Origin of the sequence: Neoluteolibacter marinus (genome assembly GCF_014904755.1) — a bacterium.
Lineage (GTDB): Bacteria > Verrucomicrobiota > Verrucomicrobiia > Verrucomicrobiales > Akkermansiaceae > Haloferula > Haloferula marina.
This window is the reverse complement of sequence record NZ_JACZFQ010000243.1, coordinates 1-675: the sequence shown is the minus strand read 5'-3', so window position 1 is coordinate 675 and position 675 is coordinate 1. Positions and strand designations below refer to the sequence as shown.

Genomic DNA, 675 nt, shown 5'->3' with positions numbered 1-675 from the left:
GCGGATTCCTCGCCCGAGGCCGAGGCCGAGGCGATCGCCACGTTGATGCCGACGACCTTCCCGTCCACGTCGACCAGCGCGCCGCCGGAGTTGCCCGGGTTGATGGAGGCGTCGGTCTGGATCACGTTGAGGAACACCGATTCCGTCTGGCCCTGCGAGGAGTCGCCCTGGCCGTAGTCGAAGAAGAAGTCCTGCCAGCCGCCCCCGCCCTGGTCCTCCTCCGAGCTCTCGCCCTCGTCTGGGGTCTCGGGCACGGCGGAGGAGGCCACGGCGATCGTGCGATCGGTGGTGGAGATGATGCCGTCGGTGACCGTGCCGGACAGCCCCAGCGGAGCGCCGATCGCGATCGCGGTATCCCCCACGTTCAGATCGGACGAGCTGCCGAGCTCGGCGGGCACGAGCCCGTCCTCGTCGATCTTGATGACGGCCAGATCGGACAGCGGATCCGTCCCGACGACCTCGGCGGTGGTCACCGTGCCGTCCGAGAGCTGGACCTCGATCGACGGGTCGCTGGACTGCCCGTCCATGGTCACCACGTGGGCGTTGGTGAGGATGTGGCCCTCCTCGTCCAGGATGATTCCCGAACCGGAGCCTGCGCTCTGGCCGTCCGACGAGGAGATCGTCACGACCGAGGGCGAGGCCTTGGCCGCGGCCCCGGTGATCTCCGTGACGGAG

1 protein-coding gene is annotated in these 675 nt (G+C 69.2%); it reads right to left on the bottom strand.

Annotation, left to right across the window (positions count from 1 at the left end; genetic code table 11):
* Positions 1-675: S1C family serine protease (locus tag IG178_RS24675; protein ID WP_193215233.1), on the bottom strand; the 675-nt coding region annotated here is incomplete at both ends.